The following is a 20,882-nucleotide window of genomic DNA, read 5'->3' as shown; positions in this document are numbered from 1 at the left end:
CGCATGTCGGACGAGGGCAAGGAGCGCAGCGTCGAGGACGTCTTGGCCGCCATCCGGGCGCGGGTCGCTGCGGAGGGGGCGAGCCTTGAGCGCGAGGCGCCGGACGAAGAACCCCTCGTCCTGACGGCGACGATGCAGGTCGAGGATGCGGACGAGGTCGCTCCGCTCGTGCTCGACCGTCCGGTAGTCGACGAAGCGCCCGCCGAAGAGCCGCTGCGGCTCGACACGCCAGTCGCCGACGAAGCTCCTCTCCGGCTCGACACACCAGTTGAGGAGGAGTCCAAGCGCTCCTCGCCCGAAGGCTACGCGCTCTTCGCGTGGGAGCGGGGACCGGAAAGCGAGACCGCGTCGGAGGATGAGGCGCCTGAGCCGGAGGAGCCGTCCGAGCCCTCGCTGCCTGCGGGTTCCGAAAGCCCGATCGCCCTCGACAGCTCCGTCGCGGCGAATGTCGAGGAAGAGGCGGTCCCCGACGCCCCCTATGCCGAGGTGCCGGAGCCCGAGGCGGAGCCGGCCGAAGTCACCGCACTCCATCCCGCCGCGGATGACGAGACCACGACGGACGAGCCGGCATCCGAAGATGATGAGCCCGCCGCCTCAAACGACACGGCGGAAGAGGACACCACGCCCCCCGCCGAATACGACGTCTGGAGCGCCCGTCCCGCCGAGGGCGAGAGCGTCTTCACCCCGGCCACCGAGCCGTCCGCGGCCGTCGCCGCCGCTGCAACCGTCGCCTCCGCCGCGGCTCTCCCGGATCGGGAGACCATTCGCGGCATGGTGCGCGAGGCGATGGGCGAGCAGGGCCACGCCTCCTCGAACGAGCCCGACCTGCGCGCCCTCGTCCGCGAGATCCTGATCGAGGAGCTGCAGGGCGAGATGGGCGCCCAGTTCTCCCGCGGCGTTCGCAAGGCCGTCCGCAAGGACATCATCCGCGCCTTCAAGGAACGCGGGCTGAACTGACGCCTTCCCCTCCGGCCTGAGCCACGTTAGGAACCTCATCCGAAGACCGGATGAGGACGTAGACGCATGGCCATGGACAAGACCTTCGACGCAGCCGCCAGCGAGACCGCCATTGCCGCGGCCTGGGAGGCGACGGGCGCCTTCCGCGCAGGGGCCAACGCGAAGCCGGGGGCCGAGAGCTTCTGCGTCATGATCCCGCCGCCGAACGTCACCGGCTCGCTCCACATGGGCCATGCGTTCAACAACACGTTGCAGGACATCCTCGTCCGCTGGCACCGGATGCGCGGCTTCGACACGCTCTGGCAACCGGGCCAGGACCATGCGGGCATCGCGACGCAGATGGTCGTCGAGCGCGAGCTCGCGAAATCCAACCGCCGACGCACCGACATGCCGCGCGAGGAGTTTATCGACCTCGTCTGGAAGCAGAAGGAGAAATCCGGCGGCACCATCATCGAGCAGTTGAAGCGCCTCGGCGCCTCCTGCGACTGGGAGCGCAACGCCTTCACCATGGCCGGCGCGCCGGGCGATACGCGCGTGGGCCACGAGAACTCGCCCGATTTCCACCGCGCGGTCCTGAAAACCTTCGTCGAGATGTACGAGCGCGGGCTGATCTACCGCGGCAAGCGCCTCGTGAACTGGGACCCGCATTTCGAGACGGCGATCTCGGACCTCGAGGTGGAGAACCGCGAGGTCGACGGCCACATGTGGCACTTCAAGTACCCGCTCGCGAATGGTGCGACCTACGAGTACGTGGAGAAGGACGCGGACGGCAACGTCACCCTGCGCGAAACCCGCGACTACATCTCCATCGCGACGACCCGGCCCGAGACGATGCTGGGCGACGGCGCGGTCGCGGTGCACCCCTCGGATGAGCGCTACGCGCCCATCGTCGGCCAGCTCTGCGAGATCCCGGTGGGGCCGAAGGAGCATCGCCGCCTGATCCCGATCATCACCGACGAGTACCCGGACCGGGATTTCGGCTCCGGCGCGGTGAAGATCACCGGCGCCCACGATTTCAACGACTACGGCGTCGCCAAGCGCAACGGAATCCCCCTCTACCGCCTCATGGACACGAAAGGCGCCATGCGCTCCGACGGCCTCTCCTACGAGGAGGCGGCCGAGAAGGCGAAGGCGCTGCGCGAGGGTGCCGAGGCCAGCGAGGCCGAGGTCGACCAGGTGAACCTGGTGCCCGAGCAATACCGCGGCCTCGACCGGTTCGACGCGCGCAAGCGGATCGTGGCGGACATCACGAACGAGGGCCTCGCCGTGATGGTCGAGGTTCCGGCGGAACCGGCCAGCGGCGATCAGGAGGACACCGCGGGCGCACCCCCTCGGAAAGTGCCTTTCGTCGAGAACAAGAAGATCATGCAGCCCTTCGGCGACCGCTCCGGCGTGGTGATCGAACCGATGCTGACCGACCAGTGGTTCGTGGACGCGGCCAAGCTCGCCGGCCCGGCCATGGAGGCCGTTCGCTCCGGCGAGACGAAGATCCTGCCCGAGCGCGACGAGAAGGTCTATTTCCACTGGATGGAGAACATCGAGCCCTGGTGCATCTCCCGCCAGCTCTGGTGGGGGCACCGGATCCCGGTTTGGTATGGGCCGAAGCTTGCCCAAAAGGGGTCGACCGGCGGTATATCCCTGCAAGTGGAGACGACCCCACAGCATGACTGGGAAGGTCCAATCACGAAGGTCATACTCGACAGCGAGCCTCAGGCCTTCTGTGCCATTGAGGAGCAGCAGGCGCTCGAGGCTGCCAAGGCCTACTATGGCGACTTCCAGATCGCGGCGTTCGACGACAAGGATGCGTTCGATGCGGCTCTTGTCGCATTCTACGCGCACGAAGCGGGCGAGGAGCTTCCGCCACTTCCGATTTATCGCGACCCCGACGTCCTCGACACCTGGTTCTCCTCCGGCCTCTGGCCGATGGGCACCCTCGGCTGGCCGGAGCAGACGCCGGAACTGGAAAGATACTACCCGACCTCGGTGCTCGTCACCGGCTTCGACATCATCTTCTTCTGGGTCGCCCGGATGATGATGATGCAAAAGGAGATGGACGGCCGCGCGCCGTTCCACACCGTCTATGTCCACGCCCTCGTCCGCGACGAGAAGGGGCAGAAGATGTCGAAGTCGAAAGGCAACATCATCGACCCGCTCGACCTGATCGACCAGTACGGCGCGGACGCAGTGCGCTTCACGCTGAGCTCGATGGCGGCGATGGGGCGCGACCTGAAGCTCTCCTCCCAACGGGTTGAGGGATATCGGAATTTCGGCACCAAGCTCTGGAACGCCGTCCGCTTCGCCGAGATGAACGAGGCCGTCCACGGCGCTCGTCCGGACCCGCAGGCCAAGGTGAACCGCTGGATCATCGCGGAGACCGCGCGGGTGCGCGAGAGCGTCGATGCGAGCCTCGCCGCCTACCGCTTCAACGATGCCGCGAACGCGCTCTACGCCCATGTCTGGGGCACGGTCTGCGACTGGTACTTGGAGTTCGCGAAGCCGCTCCTCGCCGGGGATCAGGCCGAGGAGACGCGTGCGACCATGGGTTGGGCGCTCGACCAGTGCCTCAAGCTGCTCCACCCCTTCATGCCCTTCATCACCGAGGCGCTGTGGGAGCAGACGGCGCGGCGCGACGCCATGCTCGTCGTCACCGACTGGCCCGACTACGGCGCGGAACTGGTCGACGCCGACGCGGAGGCAGAGATCGGCTGGGTCCGTGCCCTGATCGAGGAGATCCGTTCCGTCCGTTCCGAGATGAACGTGGCGGGCGGAGCCAAGACCGGTCTCGTTCTAGTCAGCGCCGACGCCACCACGCGCCAGCGGTTCGAGGACAACCGCGCGCTGATCGAACGGCTCGCCCGGGTCGAGGGCGTGGACTACGCCGATGTCGTCCCGAACGGCGCGGTGACCCTCGGCGTGCCCGGCGCCACGATCTGCCTGCCGCTCGCGGGCCTCGTCGACGTGCAGGCCGAGGCCGTCCGCCTCGACAAGGCGCTCGGCAAGCTCGACAAGGAGATGAAGGGGCTCAGCGCCAAGCTCGCCAACGAGAAGTTCCTCGCCAAGGCCCCCGAAGAGGTCGTGGCCGAGCAGCGCGAGCGCCTGACCGCCGCCGAAGCGGAAGCCACGAAGCTCCGTGCCGCGCAGGAGCGGGTGAGGGCGCTGGCATGAAGCTGATCTTCCGGCTGATCTGGCTGGCGATCGCGGGCGGGCTGTTCTTCCTCGCCTTCAACCTCGTGCTGCCGCCGGCCGAGCTCGATCCCGGCGGCGCCGTCGGCGGCTTCGTCACCGGGCTCGTGGAATCCGGCCTCAACCTCGTGGCTGGGCTCATCATCACGGTCCTGGCGCTTGCCGCCTTCTTTTTCGCCATCCGAAGCTGAGGGAGCACCATGACCGGACCCCGTTACACCGAACTGGCGGCGGGGCTTCCCGCCACCGTTCCCTTCGTCGGCCCCGAAGCGCAGGAGCGCGCGCGCGGCCGCGCCTTCTCCGCCCGGCTCGGCGCCAATGAGAGCATCTTCGGCCCGTCGCCGCGCGCGGTCGAGGCCATGGCCCGCGCCGCTGCCGACGGCTGGATGTACGGCGATCCCGAGAACCACGACCTGCGCCACGCGCTCGCCGATCACCTCGGCGTGGCGCCGGGCAACGTGGTCGTGGGGGAGGGGATCGACGGCCTGCTCGGTTACCTGGTGCGCCTGCTTGTCGCACCCGGCGATGCCGTCGTCACTTCGCTCGGCGCCTATCCGACGTTCAACTACCATGTGACAGGCTTCGGCGGCGTGCTCCACACCGTGCCCTATCGTGACGATGCCGAGGATCCGGAGGCGCTGATCGCGAAGGCCGCCGAGGTCGACGCGAAGCTCATCTACTTCGCCAACCCCGACAATCCGATGGGCTCCTGGCACACGGCGGCCACGGTTCAGCGCATGATCGACGCGCTGCCGGATGGCTGCGTGCTCTGCCTCGATGAGGCCTATGGTGAGTTCGCGCCGTCCGGCACCCTGCCGCCGATCGACGTGATGCATCCCCGGGTCGTGCGCATGCGGACCTTCTCCAAGGCCTACGGGCTCGCCGGACTGCGCGTGGGCTATGCAGTGGCGGAGGAAGCGCTGGTCCGGTCCTTCGACAAGGTCCGCAACCATTTCGGGGTGAACCGGGTGGGGCAGGCGGCCGCTTTGGCGGCGCTGTTGGACCATGACTGGCTCGCCCATGTGGTGGCGGAGACGTCGGCGGCGCGCACCCGGATCGCCGGTATGGCGGAGGCGATGGGGCTGACGCCGCTGCCATCGGCCACGAACTTCGTGACCATCGACTGCGGGGCGGATGTGGAGCGCGCGCGCGGGTGCCTCGAATCGCTTGGAGCGGCCGGGATCTTCGTGCGGATGCCGTTCGTGGCGCCGCAAAACCGATGTATTCGCGTCTCGGTTGGACGAAAACAAGAACTTGATCTACTCGAAGTAGAACTTCCGAAAATAGCCACAACCATTAATAATTAGAGCCGAACTTCACTCGCTCCATCAATATCTCATTAACCAATGCCGCTCAATTTGAAGATATTAAAAGAAAGTGCAATTTGGCCTGATCTGGCCAAAGGCTATTTTTTGTTTATTTTCAGATTTTTAGGGGCGATCCTTGTGGTCGCCCCTTATTCTGTTCTGTGCCGTTTGTCTGTGGTTTTGCATAGGAGCAGACATGCATGCGGCCCGCTCCGGATGGGTCCAGGCCGTTGTTTCGCTACGTTTCGATTCTCAACGACAGGTTGATCTCCCATGGCGCGAATGCGGCGCAAGGCCGACCTCCCGACGAAGACCTGCCTCGCCTGCGGCCGCCCCTTCACGTGGCGCAAGAAGTGGGCCCGCGATTGGGAGAACGTCCGCTACTGCTCCGAGCGCTGTCGCCGGACCGGTCCGTCCGAGAAGCCGGACGCTCGCTTGAACTGATCCGGGCGATCGGCTAGGCGGGGCCGATATCTGACGCGGAGACTTCCCCATGGGCGCACCGAAGAAAGTCGTCCTCGCCTATTCGGGCGGGCTCGATACCTCGATCATTCTCAAGTGGCTGCAGACCGAGTACGGCTGCGAGGTCGTGACCTTCACTGCCGATCTGGGCCAGGGGGAGGAGCTTGAGCCCGCGCGCGCCAAGGCCGAACTGCTCGGGATCAAGCCGGAAAACATCTACATCGAGGATGTGCGCGAGGAGTTCGTGCGCGACTTCGTCTTCCCTATGTTCCGCGCTAACGCGGTGTATGAGGGGCTCTACCTGCTCGGGACGTCCATCGCGCGTCCGCTGATCTCCAAGCGGTTGGTGGAGATCGCGGCCGAGACCGGTGCTGATGCAGTGGCCCACGGCGCGACCGGCAAGGGCAACGATCAGGTGCGTTTCGAGCTGTCGGCCTATGCGCTGAATCCCGACATCAAGGTGATCGCGCCGTGGCGGGAGTGGGACCTGACCTCCCGGACCCGGCTGCTGGAGTTCGCGGAGGCGCACCAGATCCCGATCGCGAAGGACAAGCGGGGCGAGGCGCCGTTCTCGGTCGACGCGAACCTGCTGCACACCTCCTCGGAAGGCAAGGTGCTCGAGGATCCGGCCGAGCCCGCGCCGGACTACGTCTACCAGCGCACCGTCCATCCCGAGGATGCGCCGGACACGCCGGAGCATATCGAAATCACGTTCGAAAAGGGCGACGCCGTTGCCCTGAACGGTGAGCAGTTGTCGCCGGCGACGCTGCTCACCCGCCTCAACGAGCTTGGCGGGAAACATGGCTGCGGACGTCTCGATCTCGTCGAGGGGCGCTATGTCGGGATGAAGTCGCGCGGGATCTACGAGACGCCGGGCGGCACGCTGCTTCTCGAAGCGCATCGCGGCATCGAGTCGATCACGCTCGATAAGGGTGCGGCCCATCTCAAGGATGAGCTGATGCCGCGCTATGCGGAGCTCATCTACAACGGTTACTGGTTCAGCCCGGAGCGCGAGATGCTGCAGGCCGCGATCGACCACAGCCAGGCCCGCGTGAACGGAACCGCGCTGCTGAAGCTCTACAAGGGCAGCGCGCGCTGCGTGGGGCGCTGGTCGGACGATACGCTCTACTCCGAGCAGCATGTCACCTTCGAGGAGGATGCCGGCGCCTATGATCAGAAGGATGCCGAGGGCTTCATCCGGATCAACGCGCTGCGCCTCAAACTGCTCGCGGCGCGAAACCGTCGCTGAGCAGCGTTAGAACTCCGACCAGTCTTCTTCCATCGCGAGGTTGCCGGAGGTCCAGCGAATGCGGCGTGCTTCGGCTGCAGGCTCTTCGTCGGCAGCTTGGCGTGAGTTGCCCGCGTCCGTAATGTCTGGCGTCGAAGTCTCCTCCTCGGCACCGTCCGTTGGCGCTGGGGCCGTCGAGAAGCTCGCCATGCGGGCTTCCACCGTCTCGATTTCTTCGGCAAGCTCGCCCATGGCGCGGGCCGTGCGGTCGGCGACGCTGGCGGTGGACTGGACGCCTGCCTCCATCGCCGTGATCGCGGCGTCGATTTCACGCAGACCGGTCGCTTGCTCCTGACCGGTGCGGGCGACGTTCTGGACCTGACCGGCCACCAGTTCGATCTGGCGGGTAATCTCGGTCAACATGGAGCCGGCGCGCTCAACCATTTCGACGCCCCGGTCGATGTTGCTGTTGCTGTCCTCGATCAGCTTGGAGATGTCGCTGGCGGCGGAGGCGCTGCGCTGTGCGAGGCTGCGGACCTCGGCGGCCACGACGGCGAAGCCCTTTCCTGCCTCGCCGGCGCGCGCAGCCTCGACCGCTGCGTTCAGCGCCAACAGGTTGGTCTGGAAGGCGATGGCGTCGATGACGTCGAGGATCTCGCGCATCTCCACGGAGCCTTCGGCGATGCGGCCAACGGCGGCGACTGCTTCGGCCGTGATTTTTGCACCGCTCATGGCGTGTTCCGAGAGGGCGCCTGCGCGATCATGGACCTCGCCGAGGAGGGCCTGACCCGCTTCGAGCGACTGGGTGAACTGCTGCGCCGTCGTGGCCGTCTGCTCAATCGCGGCAGCCTGTTGCGCGGCGCGATCGGAGACCTCGCTGCTGTCAGCGACGACGCGTTTCACTGTCGCTCGGGTTGCGGTCACGGCGCGGCCCGCATCTGTCACGAGGGCGGCCAAGGAACTGGAGGCGAGGTTGGCGTTGTCGCGGATTTCCTCGAACCGACCCGCGGCAACGATCTCCATGCGGCGGTCGAGATGTCCTTCGGCGAGGGCCGCAAACTGGGCGTCGACGGCGGACAGGCTCTCCTCGAGCCGGGCGAAGAGGTGGTTGAGACGCTCCGCCAGACGGTTGAGCACCTCATCCTCGTAGCCGGTGGAGATCCGGCCCGAGAAGTCGCCCGACAGCCCGCTTTCGATCACGCCGGCAAAGGCCGCATCGACCTGGGCAAGCGCGTTCGTCCTGGCTGCACGCGCTTCCACGGCATGCTGCTCGACATCCTGGCGCGCCGCCTCTGCCGCCTGGGCCTGTTCCTCGGCTTCCTCCCGCGCCTGGGCCGTCGATCTCGACAGCAACTGGCGCCGTCGGATCCCGGCGATCAGCGCGGCACATTCCAGCGCGACGATACCGCCGTGCATCAACACGCGGCTCACATCCGTGCCGCCGGGATAGACCAGTTCTGGCAGGACGTAGTTCAGCCCGAGATGATGGAGGATCACTGCGAGCCCGGCGATGACGACGGTGCGGACGTCGTCGAGCATCCCGATGATCGCCAGCATGACGAAGTAGTACATGTGGGTGTCGAGCTGCCACGGATGCCCCATGAGCACCCCGTTCAGCAGCGCCGCCTGACCGATCAGCGCGAGGCCGACCGGCAGCGCCGCATGCTTCATCCCCAGTCGCGCCGCGATCAGCGCCGGCATGGCGAGACCGGCCGAGATCGCGAGCGTCACGAGCACGGATCGATCGAGCTGGTAGGCGATCAGAGCTATGATGGGGCCATGGGCGAGCGCGTATAAGGCGAAGATCTCGGCAGGGCGGGAGAGGTGGTCGAACTTCATGCGCTCCCTCCCGCGCCACAGAACGCGAGCAGTGCGCCCACGTCGAGAAGTGGCACGAGGCCCGCTGCCCGCATCGCATCCGGCACGCCGTGGACCACGCCGAGATGGGTCGTCCCCAGGCCGGACCATGTGACCTCCACCACGTCCAGCGAAGCCAGCGGAGCGGCGGACAATGCCACATAGCTACCGGCCGCGTCGCCGGACATCACCGCACCCGCGAGCGGGATTAGCGCAAGCATCACGACCTGCATCAGAATCAGGGGGCGCAGCATGGCGTTCTCCTCGGTTTGCACCGGGATACGCGCAGATGTCCTAAGACTTCGTTTCCACCTCACGCGACATCACGGTCGCGTCCGGCCTGTTGCGGTAGGCCCGACGGTGGCCGATCTTGGGGTCGAGCCTTTGAGGAGAGCGACATGAAATGGATGATGGGCCTCGCGCTGGCTTTCGGCGGCACCCCCGCAATGTCGGAGGAGCCGGCGCGCGCGGTGTTCGCGGGCGGCTGCTTCTGGTGCGTCGAGGCCGATTTCGACAAGCTCGATGGCGTGCTCGAGACGACCAGCGGCTTTGCCGGCGGCACGACCGAAGCGCCCAGCTACGCCGAAGTGGTCGGCGGCGGCACGGGGCATCGGGAGGTGGTGGAGATCGTCTACGACCCCGAGGTGGTGAGCTTCGACACGCTGGCCGAGCATCTCTTCCGCACCACCGATCCCCTCGACGGGGGCGGGCAGTTCTGCGATCGCGGCTTCGCCTACACCACCGCGATCTATGCGCAGACGCCGGAGCAGTTCCAGGTCGCGACCGAGATCAAGGCGCGGGTCGAGGGCCTGCTGGAGGCGGAGGTCGAGACCGAGATCGTCGAGGGCGGCACGTTCTGGCCCGCCGAGGCCTACCACCAGGACTACTACCTGGAAAATCCGCTGCGCTACAACTTCTACCGCCTGAGCTGCGGGCGCGACCGGCAGGTGGACCGCGTCTGGGCCGACGTGCCGCTCAGTTGAGCGGGATGGCGTTGGCGGCCTTGCCGCGCTGATAGGCTTTCGACAGGGCGGCGTATTCGGCGGTGATGGTCGCGCGTCGGTCGGCGAGCGCCGGGTCGCTGCCCGAAATCTCGGCGATGGAGCGGGCGGTGAAGAATGCGTTGCGCCGCCGGTATCCGCCGGGCGGCAGGCCGTAGAGCTCCTCCATGATCCTCAAATCGTGCGGGATCGAGAAGCCGTCGCGGCTGTCCTCGTGGCTGAAGAGATAGGCGTAGTTGTCGAACCCGGCCCAGGTGATCGCGCTCATGCACATGGTGCAGGGCTCGTGGGTGGAAAGGAAGATCAGGTCTTCGGTCGGCCCCGGCGTCTCAGCGTAGAAGGCGTTGAGGCAGGAGATCTCCCCATGCCAGAGCGGGTTCTCCATCTCCCGATTGGTGGCGGCGATGATGAGGGAGAGGTCCGCTTTGCGCAGGATCGCGGCGCCGAAGACCTTGTTGCCTGCGGCGACGCCTGCGCGAGTCAGCGGCAGGACATCATGCTCGATCACGTCGAGCAGGCGGCGGGCGAGGGCAGGGTTGGTCATGGTAGGAGGCTAGCGGCTGGGTGCGAATGGCGGAAGGCCCCGGATCGGGTCCGGGGCGGTCGCAAGGGGTGTAACCGTCCCGGCCGCAGAGCCGGGACCTTTCGCTCTCAGATCAATCCGACCAACCAGAGTGCGATGCCGATCCCAGCACCTGCACCGATCATGGCCACCACCGGTGGTTTCAGCTTCCAGGCGGCGAGGGCGAAGAGGACGAGGAGGGCGCTCTTCAGGATGTCGAGGCTACCGTCCCAAAGGGCCGCGAGGGCGAGGTAGAGGGCGAGGTTGGCGACCACCCCCACCACCGCCGCGGAGACGCCCGCGAGCGCCTGCCGGATCCAGTGCTGGCGCTGCATCGCCTCCACATGCGGGGCGGCGGCGAGGATCAGCATGAAGCTCGGCGCGAAGGTGTAGAAGCAGGCGAGGCTCGCGGTCAGCACGCCGGAGGCGCCACCCGTGTGGCCCGCGAAGTACCCCGCATAGACGTTGACGAGGATCAGGGGGCCGGGCGTCGCCTCGGCAATCGCGAGGCCGTTCAGCATCTGGGTCGCGTCGAGCCAGCCATAGGTTTCGACCGCACGGTCGGCAACGTAGGGGAGCAGCGCGTAGGCCCCGCCGAAGCTGACGAAGGCGGCGGACAGGAAGAGCTCCGCCACGCCGTTGAACGGATCCGCGCCGAAGCTCATGCGGATCAGCAGGTAGACGGCCAGCACAAGGGCGACGCTCACCCCGACGATGCGCGCGATCTGCCCGCGGGCGGGCGGTGCGTCGGGCACGTCCGGGTCGGGCGCGCGGGGCAGCAGGAAGCCTGCGGCGGCTGCCAGAGCCACGACGAGCGGGAAGGGTAGGCCGAGCAGGGCCAATGCCACGAAGGCCGCCACCGCCAGCGCCCAGGCCCTTGGACCCGTCAGCGAGCGGCCAGCGAGCGCCAGCACCGCCTTGCCGACGATCACCAGCACCGCTGGCTGGATGCCGTAGAAGATCGCGGCGACGATGCCGGTGTCCCCGCGTGTCGCCGCGATCCAGGCGAGGACGATCATCAGCGCCGCCCCGGGCAGGATGAAGGCGAGGCCCGCCGCGATCCCGCCCGCGATGCCATGCAGCCGCCAGCCGAGCCAGGTGGCGAGCTGCTGCGCCTCCGGCCCCGGCAACAGCATCGCGACGTTGAGCCCGCGCTGGAAGGCCGCAGGCTCTACCCAGCCGCGGCGGGTCACGATCTCCTCCTGCATCAGGGCGATCTGGCCGGCGGGGCCGCCGAAGGACAGGAGGCCGATCTTGAGGTAGAGCGGCAGGGCGTCGGACAGGCGGGGGGTCATGGGGCGGCCTCCACGAGCGGTCTTCGAGGGGAGATGGGGCGCCTAGCTGTGCGGTCACGCCGGGATATCTGGGCGACTCCGAAAGCTTTCATGGGGCGCGCCTCGCGCCCGCAGTGACAAGGGCTTCGTAGCCGCCCTCAACATAAGCCGCGTCGATGCGGTGCAGGCGGGCAAGGGCGCAGGCGTAGCGGCTGACCTCATGCCCGTGGACGCAGAAGAAGATCACGGGCACGGCCGCCTCGATCAGCGGGTGGTCGTGGTCGAGCCGAAACGGATCGATCCAGCGTGTGCCCGCGATGTCGGGCGCGCCATCGCGGGCGGTGGCCTTGCGCACGTCGATCAGCGGACGCGGGTCGCTCAGCGCCTCGGACGCTTCAATGGCAGGAAGATACGGGTCGGTCACAGGCAGGGCTCCCTCTCTCGTCAGGGTCGCGCGATGCTTGGGCCGATCGTGGCCTGACATCCGGGAGATCGCCTGGTCCCGTCACTTGCGTTATAGGCTGATGCGCGATTTCCGTGAAGCTCTCGTGACAGGAGGTGCCCCATGCGCATCGATCACCTCGTCTTCGCTGCCCGGTCCCTCGAGGAGGGACGGGCCTGGATGGAGGCGCGGCTGGGCGTCGCCGCGGGCGGCGGTGGGGCGCATCCGCTGATGGGCACGCACAACGCGCTCTGGTCGCTGGGCGACTGCTACATGGAGGTGATCGCGGTGGATCCGGACGCAGAGGCGCCGCGGCCGCGGTGGTTCGGGCTCGATGGGGCTGAGATGCGGGCGCGGCTTGCGGACGGGCCGAAGCTCGTCACCTGGCAGGTCCGCTCGCGCGACATCGATCGGCTGGTGGCGCGCAATCCGATGGACCTTGGCGAGGTGTTGAAGGTCACGCGCGATGCGCTGCACTGGCGGCTGACGGTGCGCCCGGACGGCTTGATGCCGGGGCGAGGCACGGTGCCCGTCGTGATCGACTGGCCCGACGGGGTGACGACGCCGGAGGAGAGCCTGCCGGACGTGGGCCTCCGCCTGTTGAAGCTCGACGTGACCACCGGGGCGGAAGAGCGCGCCGCGATCGCGGATCTGGGTGCGGACGGCCTGATCTACCTTCATGACGGCGCGCCTGCGCTCGCCGCGGAGATCGAGACGCCGGGCGGGATCGTTCGCTTTGGTTAGGCGAAGGCCAGGATGTTGTTGCGGATCACGATCTCCAGCGCGTAGAGGCCGAAGATGAAGATCAGCGGCGCGAGGTCGAGCCCGCCGGTGTTCGGCAGCACCCGCCGGATCGGGCCGTAGATCGGCTCCAGCAGGCGGTTCAGCCCCGACCAGATCTGGTAGACCAGCGGCTGGCTCATGTTGAGCACGTTGAAGGTGATCAGCCAGCTCATGATGATGTGGATCAGCACGATCCAGAACGCGATGTCGATGGCGAGCAGCAGAATATCGGCGATCGAGTTCATGAAGGCGGCCTCTCGGGGAAGGTGACACGGCGTCAGAGGTAGTCGGATGCCCCCAAAGCTGCAAGAGTGCGCGAAAAAACCGGGGATTTTCCATGTATCCGTTCCTCCGCCTCGCCTGGCAGACGGTTCGCGCCGCCCGCCAGCAGCCTCTGCCGCTCGACGGTGTCCATGTGTCGCAGCACATCTGCTGGCCCTGGGACACCGACATGTTCGGGGAGATGAACAACGGCCGCGTGCTGACGATCTTCGACCTGGGGCGGATCCCGACGGCCCAGCGCACCGGGTTGCTCGCGGCCCTGCGGCGAAGGGGCTGGGGACTGACCATGGCGGGCGCGAGCGTGCGCTACCGCCAGCGCATCCTGACCTTCAAGCGCTACGAGATGCATACCCGCTGCATCGGGCATGACGGGCGGTTCTTCTACTTACAGCAGTCGATGTGGCGCGAGGGCGACTGCCACGCCTCGATCCTCTACCGCGCCGCGGTGACCGGCGCGCGGCGGATGGTCCCGGTCGAGGAGGTGCTGGAGGAGATGGGCGCCACCGGCTGGGGCCCGGCGCTGCCCGGCTGGGTGGATGCCTGGTCGGCGGCGGAGGCGCAGCGGGTCTGGCCGCCGGAGGTCTGAGGGCAGCGGGGCAGACGCGGTTTCGCGCTGCCGCGCGAGGATATTTCGGCAAGCTGGAAGAGGGGGCGGTTTTCGCGACGGGAGCGGCTTGCCTTGGTGCGGCCCGGCATGCCTGATGGCTTCGATGGATCATGGAGGCGCGGATGACGGTGGCGACGGCAGGGCGCGGGCAGCGCAGGGGCGTGATCGCCTGGATGTTCGCCGACTGGGCCGGGCAGCCGTTCCACACGCTCTGCGTCACCTTCGTCTTCGCGCCCTGGTTCGTGGAGTACGGGCTGGGGGGCGGCGATGAAGGGCAGGCGGCCTGGGGCTACATGACCGCGCTGGCCGGGATCGCGATCGCGGTGCTCGCGCCTGTGCTCGGGGCGATGGCCGACGTGTCGGGGCCGCGCAAGCCGTGGATCGCGGGGCTCTCCCTGATCCATGTCGCGGCCGTCGCGGCGCTCTGGTTCGCGGTGCCGGACATGGAGGCGCCCTTCGTGATCTTCGTGGCCTTCGCCGTGGCGCTGGTGACGACGGAGCTCGCCTTCATCTTTCTCAACGCGATGCTCCCCGATCTCGGCCCGCCCGAGCGGATCGGGCGGATCTCCGGCGGTGGCTGGGCGATGGGCTATGTCGGCGGGCTGGTGAGCCTGGTGCTGGTCCTCGGTTTCATGGTCGCCGATCCGGAGACGGGGCTGACCCAGCTCGGCGCGGAGCCGATCCTGGGCCTCGACGCGACCGCGGGGGAGGGGAGCCGGGCCTCGGGTCCGGTCTCGGCCATCTGGTATGTCGTCTTCATCCTGCCTCTGTTCCTGCTGACGCCCGATATCGGGCGGCGCGCACCCGGTGCGTCGGCGCGCGAGGGGCTGGCGGCCCTCGCGCGGACGTTGCGGCGGTTGCCGTCGCGGCCGTCGCTGCTGCGGTTCCTGCTCTCCTCCATGCTCTACCGCGACGGGCTCGCCGCGCTCTATGCCTTTGCCGGGATCTATGCGGTGGGGGTACTGGGGGTAAGCATCGTGCAGCTCGGCATCTTCGGGATCCTCGGGGCCGTCACCGGTACGGCGGGGGCGCTGCTCGGCGGCTGGCTCGATGATCGGTTGGGGCCGAAGCCGGTGGTGATGTTCTGCGTGCTGTCGCTCGCCACTTTGTCGGCCTGCCTCCTACTGATGACCGAGCGCTCGGTGCTGGGCATTCCCTTGGAGGAGGGCTCGACGCTGCCCGTCACGCTCTTCTTCGCGCTGGGGGCGGCGATCGGTGCGGCTGGCGGTGCGCTTTCCGCCGCGTCCCGCTCGCTGATGGTGCGGCAGGCTGGGGCGGCGCGGGAGATGACGCGTGCCTTCGGCCTCTACGGTCTGGCGGGGAAGGCTACGGCGTTCGTCGGCTTCCTGCTGATCGGGCTGGTGACCGACCTCACGGGCTCCCAGCGTCTGGGCGTCACTCCCGTCGTGGCCCTGTTCCTCGGCGGGGCACTGCTGCTAGTCTTCGTCAAACCCCAGGGAGATTCTGACCGTGCGTAGAGTATTCGCGCTTGCCGTGTGCGCCATCCTCACCGCCATGCCGGCCTTGCCGCAGGCCGCCAAGCAGCTCTTCGGCGCGATGCCGGGGCCTTCGCCCCAGGCGCCGGAGCCTTTCGGCTCCTATTCGCGCGGTTGCGTGGCCGGGGCCGTCGAGCTGCCGGAGACCGGTCCGACCTGGCAGGCCATGCGCCTGAGCCGCAACCGCAACTGGGGCCATCCGGACACCATCGCCTTCCTTGAGCGGCTGAGCCGCGCTGCGGTGACCGAGGCCGGGTGGAACGGCCTCTATATCGGGGACATTTCTCAGCCGCGCGGCGGGCCGATGCTGACGGGCCATGCGAGCCACCAGTCGGGACTGGATGCGGATATCTGGATGCTGCCGCCCGGGCGGCTCGACCTCACGGTGCAGGAGCGGGAGGAACTGAGCTCGATCTCCGTCCGGACCGAGGACCAGCGCAACATCAATGGCAACTGGACGCCCGGCCACATGGCAGTGCTGCGCGCGGCGGCCGAGGATCCGGCGGTCGCCCGCATTTTCGTCGCGGCGGCGGTGAAGCAGGAGATGTGCCGGGCGGCCACCGGCGACCGGAGCTGGCTGCGCAAGGTTCGGCCCTGGTGGGGCCACAACTTCCACTTCCACGTGCGTCTCAACTGCCCGGAAGGCGCTACGTTCTGCGAGGATCAGGCGCCGATCCCGGCAGGCACGGGTTGTGACGAGACGCTGGCCTGGTGGACCTCGGACGAGGCCCTGATCCCCGATCCGAACGCCCCGCCGCCCGAGCCGCGTCCCGACCTGACGCTCGCCCAGCTTCCCGCGCAATGCAGCCAGGTGCTGACGGCGCAATGAAGCTGCGGACCTTGTGCCTGCTCGCGCTGGCGGGATGCGTGCCCGTCGGCGTGGCCGCCGATGCGCCGCGTCGGGTGGCGCAGCTCGACTGGACCGAGACCTTCGAACGTTTCGGCGGCCTGTCGGGGCTGATGCTGTCGCCGGACGGGACCGAGCTGATCGCGGTCGGCGACCGGGGCCGGGTGTTCCTCGGTCGCGTGACGCGGGACGCGGACGGCCATCCGACTGCGGTCGAGATGCTCGAGGAAAGCTGGCTGAAGGGTCCCGACGGTCGCCGCCTGCGGGGGCGGCACCGCGATGCGGAGGGGCTCGCCCCGGCGTCGGAGGGCGGGTTCTACGTCTCCTTCGAGCGTGAGCATCGCATCGACCTCTACGCGGAGCGCGCGGCGCTGCCCGACACCGTGGAGGCGCCCGATGATTTTGCCACCCTGCAGGAGAACTCGGGACTGGAGGCGCTGGCGAGCGGTCCCGACGGGACGCTCTACGCAATCCCCGAGCGATCGGGCGAGCTCGACCGGCCGTTCCCGGTCTACCGACGCACGGCCGAGGGCTGGGACACTGCGCTTGCGGTGCCGCGGCGCGGCGGTTTCCTGGTCACCGGCGCCGATCTCGGTCCCGACGGGCGGTTCTACGTGCTGGAGCGCAGCGTCGGCCTTCTTGGCCTCAGCGTCCGCGTGCGCAGCTTCGCGATAGGCGAGGGACTGGAGGATGAGCGCATCGCGCTGCCGCCCACCGGTACGGTCGACAATGCCGAGGGCATCGATGTCTGGCGTGATCCGGCCGGGCGGCTGCGGATGACGCTGATCTCGGATGACAACTTCTCCTTCATCCAGCAAACGCTCCTCACGGAGTACATCCTGCCCGAGTAGCGTCGCGTCGCGGGTCTTCGGGAGCCCGCGCGATTGCGCCGGGGGGCGGGGCCGTGTAGAGCCCCACGCAAACTCGCAACGGGAGACCCGCCATGACCGCCGATCTGGAACGCGCCATCGAAACCGCCTGGGAGAGCCGGGACACGATCTCCTCCACCACCGGCGGCGAGGTGCGCGAGGCGGTCGAGGCGACGCTCGCGGCGCTGGACGGCGGCGGGCTGCGGGTGGCGGAGCCGCAGGACGGCGGCTGGCACGTGAACCAGTGGGCGAAGAAGGCGGTACTGCTGAGCTTCCGCCTCAACGACATGGAGGTCGTGCCGGGTGGGCCGGGGGCGGCGACCTGGTGGGACAAGGTGCCCTCCAAGTTCGAGGGCTGGGGCGACAACCAGTGGCGCGAGGCGGGCTTTCGCGCCGTGCCGAACTGCGTCGTGCGCCGCTCCGCCTTCATCGGGAAGGGCGTGGTGCTGATGCCCTCCTTCGTCAATCTCGGCGCCTACGTGGACGAGGGCACCATGGTCGACACCTGGGCGACCGTGGGCTCCTGCGCGCAGATCGGCAAGAACGTACACCTCTCGGGCGGCGTCGGCATCGGTGGCGTGCTGGAGCCGATGCAGGCCGGCCCCACGATCATCGAGGACAACTGCTTCATCGGCGCCCGATCCGAAGTGGTCGAAGGCGTCGTGGTGCGTGAGGGCTCGGTCCTCGGCATGGGCGTCTATATCGGCCAGTCCACCAAGATCGTGGACCGCGAGAGCGGCGAAGTCATGTACGGCGAAGTGCCGCCCTATTCGGTGGTGGTCTCGGGCTCGATGCCTTCGAAGAACGGTGTGCATCTCTACTGTGCGGTGATCGTGAAGCGGGTGGATGAGAAGACCCGCTCCAAGACCGGCGTCAACGAGCTGTTGCGCGACTGAGACTTGCGTATTTGGAGAGAGTGATGGGCAAGAGCGCGCGCCAGCAGCAGGTCTACACGCTTCTCGTCGAGGTGGGGCGGTCGGAGGGGGATGACCTGCCCGACAGCGCGACCGGCGGGGCGTTGATGCTCTATTCCTCCGGCGTCGATGAGTCCGAGGCAGTGCGGGAGGCGGTGGCGATCCTCAAGCAGGCGGGGCTCGCACCGCTCGATGTGACGGGCTACGGCACCGCGGAGGACCGGGTGGCCGAGGGGCATGAGATCGGGGCGGAGGAGCGGGCGCTCATGCAGCGGGCGCTCGATGAGAATGCCGTCGTGATCGCGCAGATGACCCCTTACTTCGACTGAGCCGCGCCCTATCGTGCCTTCGAAACGGGAGGATGCGATGGGCAAGCGGGTTCTGTTCACCGGCGGATCGGGCAAGGCGGGGCGGCATGTGGTGCCGTGGCTGCGGGATGCGGGGCACCATGTGGTCAACGCCGATCTGGTGCCGCTGGGCGCCGAGGGGGTGGACGACCTCCACGCCGATATCACGGACAGCGGACAGGTCTTCGCGGCGCTGACCCAGCACGCCAATCTCGGCGAGCTGGAGGCAGGCGCGCCGCAGCCCTTCGACGCGGTCGTTCATTTCGCAGCCGTGCCGCGCATCCTGCTGCGCTCGGACGCGGAGACCTACCGCATCAACACCATCGGCACCTACAACGTCATCGAGGCGGCGACAAAGCTCGGCATCCGCAAGGTCGTCATCGCCTCGTCCGAGACCGTCTACGGAACCTGCTTCGCCATGGGCGACAAGCCGCCCGCGCGGCTGCCCGTCACCGAGGAGATGGAGGTCGTGCCCGAGGACAGCTACGCCATGTCCAAGGTCGTTAACGAGGTCACAGCGCGCAGTTTCCAGGCGCGCACGGGCGCCGACATCTACGCCCTGCGGATCGGCAACGTGATCGAGCCGCATGAATACGATCTCTTCCCCGGCTTCTTCGCCGATCCGCAGGTCCGCAAGCGCAACATCTTCAACTATGTCGATGCCCGCGATCTCGGCCAGATCGTGCATCGGTGTATCGAGACCGACGGCCTAGGTTTCCAGATCTTCAACGCCGCGAACGACACCAACTCCGTCGACCGTCCGGCGCGGGAACTGGCGGAGACGTACTTCCCCGGCGTGCCGCTCGACCCCGTGGACGAGCACGAGGCGCTCTATTCCAACCGCAAGGTGCGCGAGATGCTCGGCTTCGTTGAAGAGCATGACTGGCGCCGCTATGTCGATGCGGGCACCGCACGGGAATGACATCATGAAAAAGCGACTTCTGGGCACCTCGGACCTCGAGGTGAGCGAGATCTGCCTCGGCTCCATGACCTGGGGCACGCAGAACACCGAAGCGGAGGGCCACGCGCAGATCGACCGCGCGCTGGAGCGCGGCGTGAACTTCATCGACACGGCCGAGATGTATCCCACGACCCCGCTCAGCGCGGAGACCTGCGGGCGGACCGAGGAGATCATCGGGACCTGGGTGAAGAAGCGGGGCAACGCGGATGGCGTGATCCTCGCCACCAAGGTCGTCGGCAGCAATTTCGGCTTCATCCGCGACGGCGGCCCGATCACGCCGGAGATTATCGAAACCGCGCTCGACGGCTCGCTGAAGCGGCTGAACGTGGAGACCATCGACCTCTACCAGCTCCACTGGCCCAACCGCGGCCATTTCCACTTCCGCCGCCAGTGGGAGTACGATCCGTCGGGGCAGGAGCGGCAGGCGACGGTCGACGATCTGAAACGCACGCTGGAGGCGCTGTCGAAGGAGGTCGAGCGCGGGCGCATCCGGCATATCGGCGTCTCCAACGACACCTCCTGGGGCATTATGAAGATGCTGGAGATCGCCGAGGCTGAGGGCTTCCCGCGTGTCGCGTCGGCTCAGAACGAGTACTCGCTCATGTACCGGCACTACGATCTCGACCTTGCGGAGCTCGGCCATCACGAGCGGGTCGGGCTGCTCGCCTATTCGTCGCTGGCGGCGGGCCTGCTCACCGGCAAGTATTCGGGCGACGTGGTCGTGCCGGGCTCGCGCCGCGACGTGTCCTCGCCGGAGCTGGGCGGGCGGGTCAATCCGGTCTCGCTGGAGGCGGCCGACGCCTATGCGGCGCTTGCCCGTGACCATGGAATCGACCCCGCGACCATGGCGCTCGCCTTCTGTCTGACGCGACCCTTCATGGCGTCCGTCATCATTGGGGCGACCTCACTGGAACAGCTCGACGTGTGTCTCGATGCCGCCGAGACGGAGCTGAGCGCGGAGGTGATGGAGGGGATCGGCGCGCTCCACCGCCGCTATCCGATCCCCTATTGAGCCTCGCGATCCGGGTGGCGACGGCGGCGGACGCTCCGGCTCTCGCGACGCTGAACCGCGACGTGCAGGCGCTGCACGCCGCGGCGCATCCGCAGTGGTTCAGCCCGCTCGATGAGCCGGCGGTGATGGAGGCTTGGTTCGCTGAGGCGCTGGAGAAGCCCGATCAGGCCGCGCTGATCGCGGAGCGGGAGGGGCGGGCGATCGGCTACCTGCTCCACGAGCTCATCACGCGGGAGCCCGGGCCGATCCACGCCGCCTATCGCTATGCCATGATCCATCACGTTGCGGTGGCGGAGCAGGCGCGTCGGCAGGGCGTGGCGCTCGCGCTGATCGACGCGCTCAGAGCCCGGCTGCGCGAGGCCCAGGTCACCGAACTGCGCGTTGTCCACTTCACGTTCAACGACGCCTCGGCCAGGCTGATGCAGCGCGCCGGGCTGGAGCCGATCCATGTCACCGTGTCCGGTCCCGTCTGACCGCGGCCGGAGCGAGCG

23 protein-coding genes are annotated in these 20,882 nt (G+C 67.8%); 17 read left to right on the top strand and 6 right to left on the bottom strand.

Translation table 11 applies throughout. From position 1 onward, the window contains the following. Positions 1–3: 3 nt before the first annotated feature. From I0K15_RS20235 to I0K15_RS20210, 6 genes are all read left to right on the top strand, one after another. Positions 4–957 (top strand): hypothetical protein, encoded by a 954-nt coding sequence (locus I0K15_RS20235; protein WP_196103278.1) that lies wholly within the window; start codon positions 4–6, stop codon positions 955–957. A gap of 66 nt (positions 958–1,023) precedes the next feature. Beyond that, positions 1,024–4,122: a valine--tRNA ligase gene (locus I0K15_RS20230; RefSeq protein WP_196103277.1), complete on the top strand. Its 3,099-nt coding sequence runs from the start codon at positions 1,024–1,026 to the stop codon at positions 4,120–4,122. Further along, positions 4,119–4,331 carry a hypothetical protein gene (locus tag I0K15_RS20225; RefSeq protein ID WP_196103276.1) on the top strand — a complete coding sequence of 71 codons (213 nt, stop codon included), beginning with the start codon at positions 4,119–4,121 and terminating at the stop codon, positions 4,329–4,331. Before I0K15_RS20230 ends, I0K15_RS20225 begins: the two co-directional genes overlap by 4 nt. Before the next feature lie 9 nt (positions 4,332–4,340). Then, positions 4,341–5,447 carry a pyridoxal phosphate-dependent aminotransferase gene (locus I0K15_RS20220; RefSeq protein ID WP_196103275.1) on the top strand — a complete coding sequence of 369 codons (1,107 nt, stop codon included), beginning with the start codon at positions 4,341–4,343 and terminating at the stop codon, positions 5,445–5,447. A gap of 273 nt (positions 5,448–5,720) precedes the next feature. Continuing rightward, positions 5,721–5,891 carry a DUF2256 domain-containing protein gene (locus I0K15_RS21305; RefSeq protein WP_196103274.1) on the top strand — a complete coding sequence of 57 codons (171 nt, stop codon included), beginning with the start codon at positions 5,721–5,723 and terminating at the stop codon, positions 5,889–5,891. 49 nt (positions 5,892–5,940) lie between these two features. Further along, positions 5,941–7,158: an argininosuccinate synthase gene (locus I0K15_RS20210; protein WP_196103273.1), complete on the top strand. Its 1,218-nt coding sequence runs from the start codon at positions 5,941–5,943 to the stop codon at positions 7,156–7,158. Positions 7,159–7,164: 6 nt separating this feature from the next. On the opposite strand, the gene I0K15_RS20205 is transcribed toward I0K15_RS20210, so the two are convergent. Further along, positions 7,165–8,976, bottom strand: a complete 1,812-nt coding sequence (locus I0K15_RS20205) for a methyl-accepting chemotaxis protein (protein WP_196103272.1) — start codon at positions 8,974–8,976, stop codon at positions 7,165–7,167. Continuing rightward, complete coding sequence (locus tag I0K15_RS20200) at positions 8,973–9,269, bottom strand: hypothetical protein (protein WP_196103271.1); 297 nt, start codon at positions 9,267–9,269, stop codon at positions 8,973–8,975. Before I0K15_RS20200 ends, I0K15_RS20205 begins: the two co-directional genes overlap by 4 nt. A 123-nt stretch (positions 9,270–9,392) precedes the next feature. On the opposite strand from I0K15_RS20200, the gene msrA reads away from it, so the two are divergent. Beyond that, positions 9,393–9,977: a peptide-methionine (S)-S-oxide reductase MsrA gene (gene msrA, locus I0K15_RS20195; protein ID WP_196103270.1), complete on the top strand. Its 585-nt coding sequence runs from the start codon at positions 9,393–9,395 to the stop codon at positions 9,975–9,977. Here msrA and I0K15_RS20190 read toward each other — a convergent pair. The 3 genes from I0K15_RS20190 to I0K15_RS20180 all read right to left on the bottom strand — a co-directional run bounded on the left by I0K15_RS20190 (position 9,970) and on the right by I0K15_RS20180 (position 12,255). Then, on the bottom strand, positions 9,970–10,539 hold the full coding sequence (locus I0K15_RS20190; protein ID WP_196103269.1) for a nucleoside deaminase: 570 nt from the start codon (positions 10,537–10,539) through the stop codon (positions 9,970–9,972). The genes msrA and I0K15_RS20190 overlap by 8 nt on opposite strands. Before the next feature lie 107 nt (positions 10,540–10,646). Then, positions 10,647–11,852 carry a chromate efflux transporter gene (chrA, locus tag I0K15_RS20185; RefSeq protein ID WP_196103268.1) on the bottom strand — a complete coding sequence of 402 codons (1,206 nt, stop codon included), beginning with the start codon at positions 11,850–11,852 and terminating at the stop codon, positions 10,647–10,649. Positions 11,853–11,940: 88 nt separating this feature from the next. After that, positions 11,941–12,255: a rhodanese-like domain-containing protein gene (locus tag I0K15_RS20180; protein ID WP_196103267.1), complete on the bottom strand. Its 315-nt coding sequence runs from the start codon at positions 12,253–12,255 to the stop codon at positions 11,941–11,943. Between the two features lie 141 nt (positions 12,256–12,396). Here I0K15_RS20180 and I0K15_RS20175 point away from each other — a divergent pair, with 141 nt between their 5' ends. Next, positions 12,397–13,017 (top strand): VOC family protein, encoded by a 621-nt coding sequence (locus tag I0K15_RS20175; RefSeq protein WP_196103266.1) that lies wholly within the window; start codon positions 12,397–12,399, stop codon positions 13,015–13,017. Here I0K15_RS20175 and I0K15_RS20170 read toward each other — a convergent pair. Next, positions 13,014–13,301 (bottom strand): YggT family protein, encoded by a 288-nt coding sequence (locus I0K15_RS20170; RefSeq protein ID WP_196103265.1) that lies wholly within the window; start codon positions 13,299–13,301, stop codon positions 13,014–13,016. The genes I0K15_RS20175 and I0K15_RS20170 overlap by 4 nt on opposite strands. Before the next feature lie 92 nt (positions 13,302–13,393). Here I0K15_RS20170 and I0K15_RS20165 point away from each other — a divergent pair, with 92 nt between their 5' ends. The 9 genes from I0K15_RS20165 (at position 13,394) to I0K15_RS20125 (ending at position 20,864) form a co-directional block, all read left to right on the top strand. Beyond that, entirely contained in the window at positions 13,394–13,924 is a 531-nt protein-coding gene (locus I0K15_RS20165) for an acyl-CoA thioesterase (RefSeq protein ID WP_196103264.1), read from the top strand. Between the two features lie 143 nt (positions 13,925–14,067). Then, positions 14,068–15,423 (top strand): MFS transporter, encoded by a 1,356-nt coding sequence (locus I0K15_RS20160; RefSeq protein ID WP_196103263.1) that lies wholly within the window; start codon positions 14,068–14,070, stop codon positions 15,421–15,423. Between the two features lie 37 nt (positions 15,424–15,460). Beyond that, on the top strand, positions 15,461–16,270 hold the full coding sequence (gene mepA / locus I0K15_RS20155) for a penicillin-insensitive murein endopeptidase (RefSeq protein WP_196105541.1): 810 nt from the start codon (positions 15,461–15,463) through the stop codon (positions 16,268–16,270). Next, positions 16,267–17,139 carry an esterase-like activity of phytase family protein gene (locus I0K15_RS20150; protein ID WP_196103262.1) on the top strand — a complete coding sequence of 291 codons (873 nt, stop codon included), beginning with the start codon at positions 16,267–16,269 and terminating at the stop codon, positions 17,137–17,139. The genes mepA and I0K15_RS20150 overlap by 4 nt, the downstream gene beginning before the upstream one ends. A 92-nt stretch (positions 17,140–17,231) precedes the next feature. Beyond that, positions 17,232–18,053, top strand: a complete 822-nt coding sequence (gene dapD, locus I0K15_RS20145) for a 2,3,4,5-tetrahydropyridine-2,6-dicarboxylate N-succinyltransferase (RefSeq protein ID WP_196103261.1) — start codon at positions 17,232–17,234, stop codon at positions 18,051–18,053. Positions 18,054–18,076: 23 nt separating this feature from the next. Continuing rightward, positions 18,077–18,400 (top strand): hypothetical protein, encoded by a 324-nt coding sequence (locus I0K15_RS20140; protein WP_196103260.1) that lies wholly within the window; start codon positions 18,077–18,079, stop codon positions 18,398–18,400. Between the two features lie 37 nt (positions 18,401–18,437). After that, positions 18,438–19,340: an NAD-dependent epimerase/dehydratase family protein gene (locus I0K15_RS20135; RefSeq protein ID WP_196103259.1), complete on the top strand. Its 903-nt coding sequence runs from the start codon at positions 18,438–18,440 to the stop codon at positions 19,338–19,340. A 4-nt stretch (positions 19,341–19,344) separates the two neighbouring features. Next, complete coding sequence (locus I0K15_RS20130) at positions 19,345–20,391, top strand: aldo/keto reductase (RefSeq protein WP_196103258.1); 1,047 nt, start codon at positions 19,345–19,347, stop codon at positions 20,389–20,391. Continuing rightward, on the top strand, positions 20,388–20,864 hold the full coding sequence (locus I0K15_RS20125; RefSeq protein WP_196103257.1) for a GNAT family N-acetyltransferase: 477 nt from the start codon (positions 20,388–20,390) through the stop codon (positions 20,862–20,864). The genes I0K15_RS20130 and I0K15_RS20125 overlap by 4 nt, the downstream gene beginning before the upstream one ends. The last annotated feature ends 18 nt before the right edge of the window (positions 20,865–20,882 follow it).

It is taken from the genome of Pontivivens ytuae, from assembly GCF_015679265.1.
Classification (GTDB): Bacteria; Pseudomonadota; Alphaproteobacteria; order Rhodobacterales; family Rhodobacteraceae; genus Pontivivens; species Pontivivens ytuae.
The sequence above is the reverse complement of the archived record's forward strand: the minus strand, read 5'-3'. Positions and strand labels throughout refer to the sequence as shown.

Excerpts from the sequence above, each read along its gene's own strand:
- I0K15_RS20150 (WP_196103262.1), top strand. The coding sequence starts at position 16,267 with ATGAAGCTGCGGACCTTGTGCCTGCTCGCGCTGGCGGGATGCGTGCCC.
- dapD (WP_196103261.1), top strand. The coding sequence starts at position 17,232 with ATGACCGCCGATCTGGAACGCGCCATCGAAACCGCCTGGGAGAGCCGG.
- I0K15_RS20135 (WP_196103259.1), top strand. The coding sequence starts at position 18,438 with ATGGGCAAGCGGGTTCTGTTCACCGGCGGATCGGGCAAGGCGGGGCGG.
- I0K15_RS20160 (WP_196103263.1), top strand. The coding sequence starts at position 14,068 with ATGACGGTGGCGACGGCAGGGCGCGGGCAGCGCAGGGGCGTGATCGCC.
- I0K15_RS20170 (WP_196103265.1), bottom strand. The coding sequence starts at position 13,301 with ATGAACTCGATCGCCGATATTCTGCTGCTCGCCATCGACATCGCGTTC.
- I0K15_RS20235 (WP_196103278.1), top strand. The coding sequence starts at position 4 with ATGTCGGACGAGGGCAAGGAGCGCAGCGTCGAGGACGTCTTGGCCGCC.
- I0K15_RS20220 (WP_196103275.1), top strand. The coding sequence starts at position 4,341 with ATGACCGGACCCCGTTACACCGAACTGGCGGCGGGGCTTCCCGCCACC.
- msrA (WP_196103270.1), top strand. The coding sequence starts at position 9,393 with ATGAAATGGATGATGGGCCTCGCGCTGGCTTTCGGCGGCACCCCCGCA.
- I0K15_RS20205 (WP_196103272.1), bottom strand. The coding sequence starts at position 8,976 with ATGAAGTTCGACCACCTCTCCCGCCCTGCCGAGATCTTCGCCTTATAC.
- I0K15_RS20210 (WP_196103273.1), top strand. The coding sequence starts at position 5,941 with ATGGGCGCACCGAAGAAAGTCGTCCTCGCCTATTCGGGCGGGCTCGAT.
- I0K15_RS21305 (WP_196103274.1), top strand. The coding sequence starts at position 5,721 with ATGGCGCGAATGCGGCGCAAGGCCGACCTCCCGACGAAGACCTGCCTC.
- I0K15_RS20225 (WP_196103276.1), top strand. The coding sequence starts at position 4,119 with ATGAAGCTGATCTTCCGGCTGATCTGGCTGGCGATCGCGGGCGGGCTG.
- I0K15_RS20140 (WP_196103260.1), top strand. The coding sequence starts at position 18,077 with ATGGGCAAGAGCGCGCGCCAGCAGCAGGTCTACACGCTTCTCGTCGAG.
- I0K15_RS20230 (WP_196103277.1), top strand. The coding sequence starts at position 1,024 with ATGGCCATGGACAAGACCTTCGACGCAGCCGCCAGCGAGACCGCCATT.
- I0K15_RS20130 (WP_196103258.1), top strand. The coding sequence starts at position 19,345 with ATGAAAAAGCGACTTCTGGGCACCTCGGACCTCGAGGTGAGCGAGATC.
- chrA (WP_196103268.1), bottom strand. The coding sequence starts at position 11,852 with ATGACCCCCCGCCTGTCCGACGCCCTGCCGCTCTACCTCAAGATCGGC.
- I0K15_RS20175 (WP_196103266.1), top strand. The coding sequence starts at position 12,397 with ATGCGCATCGATCACCTCGTCTTCGCTGCCCGGTCCCTCGAGGAGGGA.
- mepA (WP_196105541.1), top strand. The coding sequence starts at position 15,461 with ATGCCGGCCTTGCCGCAGGCCGCCAAGCAGCTCTTCGGCGCGATGCCG.
- I0K15_RS20190 (WP_196103269.1), bottom strand. The coding sequence starts at position 10,539 with ATGACCAACCCTGCCCTCGCCCGCCGCCTGCTCGACGTGATCGAGCAT.
- I0K15_RS20165 (WP_196103264.1), top strand. The coding sequence starts at position 13,394 with ATGTATCCGTTCCTCCGCCTCGCCTGGCAGACGGTTCGCGCCGCCCGC.